General features: G+C 47.4%; 6 protein-coding genes. 5 read left to right on the forward strand and 1 reads right to left on the reverse strand.

Annotated features, from left to right (window positions below; all coding sequences use genetic code 11):
- The 3 genes from GF401_01655 to GF401_01665 form a co-directional block, all read left to right on the forward strand.
- On the forward strand, positions 1–472 hold a 472-nt coding region (locus tag GF401_01655), incomplete at its 5' end, for a hypothetical protein (GenBank protein MBD3343750.1).
- 2 nt (positions 473–474) lie between these two features.
- Complete coding sequence (locus GF401_01660) at positions 475–1,641, forward strand: HD domain-containing protein (protein MBD3343751.1); 1,167 nt, start codon at positions 475–477, stop codon at positions 1,639–1,641.
- 91 nt (positions 1,642–1,732) lie between these two features.
- The gene (locus GF401_01665; GenBank protein ID MBD3343752.1) at positions 1,733–1,990 is read left to right on the forward strand and encodes a hypothetical protein; all 258 of its coding nucleotides are present in this window, start codon (positions 1,733–1,735) and stop codon (positions 1,988–1,990) included.
- Positions 1,991–1,992: 2 nt separating this feature from the next.
- Here the strand turns inward: GF401_01665 and tssI are convergent, their stop codons facing one another.
- The gene (gene tssI / locus GF401_01670) at positions 1,993–4,143 is read right to left on the reverse strand and encodes a type VI secretion system tip protein VgrG (protein ID MBD3343753.1); all 2,151 of its coding nucleotides are present in this window, start codon (positions 4,141–4,143) and stop codon (positions 1,993–1,995) included.
- A gap of 416 nt (positions 4,144–4,559) precedes the next feature.
- Here tssI and GF401_01675 point away from each other — a divergent pair, with 416 nt between their 5' ends.
- Both GF401_01675 and GF401_01680 read left to right on the forward strand, forming a co-directional pair.
- Positions 4,560–4,790 carry a type II toxin-antitoxin system prevent-host-death family antitoxin gene (locus GF401_01675; GenBank protein ID MBD3343754.1) on the forward strand — a complete coding sequence of 77 codons (231 nt, stop codon included), beginning with the start codon at positions 4,560–4,562 and terminating at the stop codon, positions 4,788–4,790.
- Positions 4,709–5,200: a PIN domain-containing protein gene (locus tag GF401_01680; GenBank protein ID MBD3343755.1), complete on the forward strand. Its 492-nt coding sequence runs from the start codon at positions 4,709–4,711 to the stop codon at positions 5,198–5,200. Before GF401_01675 ends, GF401_01680 begins: the two co-directional genes overlap by 82 nt.
- The last annotated feature ends 374 nt before the right edge of the window (positions 5,201–5,574 follow it).

A 5,574-nucleotide genomic window follows, 5' to 3' on the forward strand; every position in this document is an offset into this window, starting at 1 on the left:
AAAGAATTTTTCCTGGATAATCCCCGATACGCTTGCCGGTTCAGCGTTGCCCGGGGGAGCGATGTATCTGAATGATGAATACGCTTTGTCGGATTTAAGGGAGCTGTACGAGTTGGGTGTCCGTCGCCTCATCTCGCTCCACCCGATGGACAGGCATTACGGTGAACTTTGTGAAAACAGCGGGTTGATATGGACCGATTTTCCTATCGATGATTTTTCCGTACCCCGGGAGGAGGATGCATTTAAGGGAATGATAGAAAGTGCTGTTTCCCATATGCGGAGTAAGGTGCCGGTATGTGTTCATTGTTATGCCGGTGTCGGACGAACAGGGATGGTGCTGGCATGTATTGTGGGGCTGTATAGTTCGCTGGCCCCGGCCGCGGCAATCAGGAAGGTACGGGAGACCCGACCGGCAATCGATACCCCTGAACAGGAAAAATTCGTATACGACTTTCTTACCTACAGGAAATAATAATGAAAACTAAATTCGATATTAACCGGTTTTTGCTGGAAGATGAAGAAAAATTAAGCAGTTACGCAACGAAAAGTAGTGAATCCCATGGCCGTCAATGGCCACTGAAGCGGGACCCTTTCAGACTGGAATTTGCCCGTGATGAAACCCGGATACTCCATTCACCACCTTTCCGGCGGTTGAAACATAAGACGCAGGTTTTTCTTTCTCCCAATGACGATCATATCTGTACACGCATGGAGCACGTGTTGCATGTTTCAAGCATTGCTTCGGTTATCGGACGGTGCCTGAATCTTAATATCGATCTGATCAATGCAATAGCCAAGGGACACGATCTCGGACACCCGCCTTTCGGTCATGCAGGAGAACGGGTACTCGACAGGATTTTGAAAAATGAAGGCGTTACGAGTGGGTTCATGCACGAAATTCACGGTCTCAGAGTGGTCGATAAGCTGACCAACTATGGCGCGGGGCTGAATCTTACCTATGAGGTCCGGGACGGCATTGTTACTCATTGCGGTGAAAAGTTTGAGCGTGCGGTTGTCCCCGATCGTTCCAGAGATCTTCAGAACCTCGAGGGTATTGACGATAGAACATATTATCCCTTAACGCTCGAGGGATGTCTGGTCCGAATTGTTGATAGAATCGCGTATCTGGGGAGGGATCTTGAAGACGGTATCAAAGCGGGATTTGTGAAAAAAACCGATATTCCTGCAGAAATAGCCGGAAATCTCGGCACCGATAATGGTAAAATTATAGGACGGTTTGTTAGTGATACGATCGAAAACAGTCTTGACATCGATGCGATCGAAATGAGCGAAGAGGTATTCGGCTTAATGAAAATACTGAAAGAGTTTAATTATGAAAAAATTTATACGCATCCGGAAGTGGATCGGAAAGCAAAAAAGTCCAACAGAGTTATCGAGCTACTCTACTACGAGCTGTCGAAACTTTTAAGAGAAACCGAACGGGGAGAGAATACCTCGATGGTTAATAATATTATCAACGGCGCGCCGACAGTGAGAGTGCTTTTTAATTTCATAAAGAACACAAATTATACGGAAAATACACCGGCCTGGCGCATTATCACCGATTATATTGCTGGGATGACCGATATTTTCGCTCAACGAACCTTTACGGAATTGTTTTTACCCACACCGGTCGTATAAATCCGAAATCTAAAACTCGAATGCTTTCGCCGGCTTTGTGGTATCAGTACAATCGTTTCTCTTGCCCCTGCGTTAAAAGGAGAATTAATTCATGCCGTCTCACCGGGAAAAGCCGCGAAGGAAAAGCACACTGATGGTACTCTGGGAGTCATTCTGGAATCCCCCGGCGATTACCTGCCCGCGGTGCGGGAGCGCTATCGTGGATTATTATGACCCGTTCTTTTTCAGTCCTGTGCGCACGCTCAAAGGCAAGCGGAGAATCAAATGCCGCAAGTGCCGTTTTGTATGGCGTCCCAGCAGCAGAGGGCGTTCCTACCTGGATAAATTGAACCCCTTTAAAAATTATTAGAGTTAATTGATCATCACTACACCGCCGGTTACCGAGGTTGTGGCGCCGCCCTTGAGGTCTGCCATAGCGCCGCCCTCGACTTTGACATTGACGCCGCCGGTAAATTCACCGTTCATGCTGCCCGAGACTTTGGCATTCATTCCTCCGCTTGCTTCGTAGTTGGCGCCTGCCGAGACTTTGTAATTCGCCCCGGCTTCTTCGTCGAAATTGGCCCCCGAGCTGATTTTCATGTTCCCGCCCGCCTCGATGGTCACGTTGCTGGATGCCGATATCTTTATCTCTCCGGCCGAGTTCAGGATTATGCCCCCGGCATCCGATGAAATCGAATTCCCGTTGGAGTCTTCCATGGTAATCGAGCCGCCGTTGTCATCGAAGGTAATGGTATGGCCGCCGTTGGTCTTGATCGTGATATTGCTGTTGGCGTCGTCGAGCATAATTACATGTCCGCCCGCGGTCTTGATACCGATACCTTCCTCGCCGCCTTTATACGAGACATTCAGAACATTACCCTGGGAGTCGAGGGTGCACTTTTCATTGGCGTCATCGAGTTTCAGCATGTTCCCGTTGGTCGATTTCATGACACAATGTTGGCTTTCGTCGTTGAGTTCAACGCCGTTGAGAGCGGTCGTATGCAGCGATATTTTCTGTTTGTCCTTCATGTCGTCGAGGATAATTTCGTTGCCGCCGGCGGTCCGGATAATACTTTTCTCTTTATTCGAACTCTTTACGGGTGAAATGGTGTTGGCGTTGGGGACGGTCCCCAGTCCCAGGGGACGGTCGGGATCGCCGTCAAGACACCCGAAAATCATCTCGGCGCCCTCATGGGAAGGAAAATGCATCCCGTAGTTGGACCCGGAGTATGGTTGGGCAAGGCGCATATACTTGGAAGCATCATAATTATTCTTGCTCGAAAGGTCGAAGGGCATACGGACTTTATACCGTCCCATATCGTCGAGGGCGGCATATTCGGACCCTTCGGCTTCGATCTTTGCGGTCATGATACCCGGGATTCTCGGTGCGACAGACCGTTTGGGAGGGCGGAAAAACTCAGCCTGCTTTGCGGGTATGGAACTGAACTCGTTGGAATAGGTAAAGATATGGCCGCTGTCGTTGGTGTAGGCATGGGAGCCGGCATGACTCACGGAAACGAGAAGGTATTTGCCGTTGAGATCATCCCGGACGTGATCTTCGGCGGTGAACCGGTTGCCGGCCCTGAACCCGCGACAATTACCGCTTCCCCGCACCCGGATCTGGTTGCAGGCAACCCGCTCCGAAGCGATATCCGCCAATCGCTGGGCTTCAGAAGAATCTTTGATACTGCCGCCATATTCGTACACCGTACCCTGTTGGCCGTCTTTGATTTTTTTTCGCCCGTTAACGTCAACTTCGGGGGTGCGGTAGTTATAGCTTTTAACCATAACTTCATTGGGTATTACATGCTTATCGTAGTGGAGACGGTGAAAAAACTCCTTGATTTCACTGTCGAATTTTTCGATCATGCCCGAGCCGGAACGGTATTTGATTGTCTGTTCGCCGCCGATAAATTTGAATTCGGCCGGTTTGTCGGCAATAACCAGGGCCTCGGTCCCGCTCTTACCTTCAATCTCCTCGGGAATAAGCGGTGACTCGGTAAAGAAATACCAGATCCCGTTATCTTCCATGAGACGGGAGATAAAATTGAGATCCGATTCCTGATACTGGACCACATATTCCCGCTCGGGATAACTGTTAACCGTCGCTTTCATTTCATAGTAATTATTCAACCCGTTTTCATCGAGGACCTGTTCGATAATCTGCGCCGGGTTCATTTTCTGGAATACCCGGGTCTGACGATTGAGCGAGAGAAGCCACAACTGCGGAACAAGACGGACATTATAGGTGCAATAATCGACAGTGCGGTCGACAAAAAGAAATTCCGACACAATGCCGGAGTAGGGAAAAAACTCGCCGTCACGGAAAATATACAGGGTCGCCCGCTTGTTGATCACCTGATCGGCGTTGATATCGGCCTTTTTCGAGATCAGGGTTATGTCGAACTGATAGGGGGAAGAGATTCGGTCGGTACCCGAAAAATTCATCACCTGAAAGGTGGTGGTCTCCTGACCGCTGCACAGAAAATAAAATTCCGCTTCATTCGCTTTTTTCGCCTGCATGAGCAACTCCTTGTATCGCTTGTATGTCGCATGCCGGAATAAAGCCGGCCCTGCTTATAAAATGCTGAAATTTATATTCATCTTTATGTTATGTGGCATGGCCTTCCAGGCCATGCCTCCTGTTAGCTGATACATTTCAATGACAGTGAATATTAAATCTAATTTATCGCGGCTGCGTACCATAATTATTTCTTATTTACCTGCACTGCCGGGAAAAGACATCATACCATGTATTCATTATATTCATGATATTCATGTATTAATTTAAATTTGTGCGCGGGGCAAAGTCTGTGATGAGAATCACATATTATCTATAAATTTATGCAAACCAGTTCTTTTTGGGTGAAGCCTGCGAATTGTTTGACAATTTGTCTAACAAATGTTGTATTTTATACAATAACTCTTTTCAGGGAGGCATGATGCAATTGGTGAATATCCGCGAATTAATGCATAATTTTTCCCATTATTTGAAGGAAGTGAAAGCCGGCGAGCAGATCACGATACTGGAGCGGCATAAACCGGTGGCCGATATCATTCCGCACAATGAGAATATCCGATATCCCGGATGGAAACGAATGGTCAAGCGGCGGAAAATCGGCGGAGAATCTTTTTCCGACACGGTTACGAAGAGCAGGGAAGAAAATTGAGAGCGGTTATCGATACCTCAACGCTTTTTAAAAAATATGTCGATGAGGAAGGCTCTTCGGAACTCGCCGATATTCTCGACTCAATTACCGAAATTATCGTTGCACCCACTTTGCTCATCGAATTTTATTCCATAATTGAAAGACGGCTCCGGGAAAAAAGCCTGAAAGTATCTGATGCGAAATGGGTAGAGAAGGAGCTTCTTTTCGATTACTCATTTTTCGGCATAGTCGAATGGAACGAACATCTCCAGAACGAATCCATATCGCTTATTCGTAAACATCAGTTGAAAGCACTCGACAGCATCCAGCTTGCCGCGGCAAAAACAGCCGAGCCCGAGTTATTTATAACATCGGACTGCAGGCTTGAAAAATCCGCAAGGAAAGAGATGAAAAAAGTCGTATTTATTTAAGAGTCCCTAACAAAATGAAGTCCAGCTCTGGCCGGCTGCTAAAACCCATTGGCTTCGTTTGGCTGCATCGCCATATCTCGGCGGATATGCCTGCTTCGCCTGCCTCGCCACTGGGTCTTCTCGCTCAGCCATCGTTACGAACCTCATTTTGTTAGGGACTCTAAAAGAAGAATGAACCTGAAACAGCAGTTAACCACAGAGACCCAGAGTTCACAGAGAAAAAACCTTTAATTTTAAAAGAAATGCATAATACAACCGGACAATAATTTATCAGCGACAAAGTGAATCATTCCGGTAAAAATAAAATTTCGTAACTCTCCAAATCTCTGTGCTCTCTGTGGCTCTGTGGTGAATTTAACTGCGTAATACAGGAT

The sequence above is a fragment of the Chitinivibrionales bacterium genome, assembly GCA_014728215.1.
Lineage (GTDB): Bacteria > Fibrobacterota > Chitinivibrionia > Chitinivibrionales > WJKA01 > WJKA01.

Coding starts and splice junctions, on each gene's coding strand:
- GF401_01660 (MBD3343751.1), top strand. CDS start 475: ATGAAAACTAAATTCGATATTAACCGGTTTTTGCTGGAAGATGAAGAA.
- GF401_01665 (MBD3343752.1), top strand. CDS start 1,733: ATGCCGTCTCACCGGGAAAAGCCGCGAAGGAAAAGCACACTGATGGTA.
- tssI (MBD3343753.1), bottom strand. CDS start 4,143: ATGCAGGCGAAAAAAGCGAATGAAGCGGAATTTTATTTTCTGTGCAGC.
- GF401_01675 (MBD3343754.1), top strand. CDS start 4,560: ATGATGCAATTGGTGAATATCCGCGAATTAATGCATAATTTTTCCCAT.
- GF401_01680 (MBD3343755.1), top strand. CDS start 4,709: ATGGAAACGAATGGTCAAGCGGCGGAAAATCGGCGGAGAATCTTTTTC.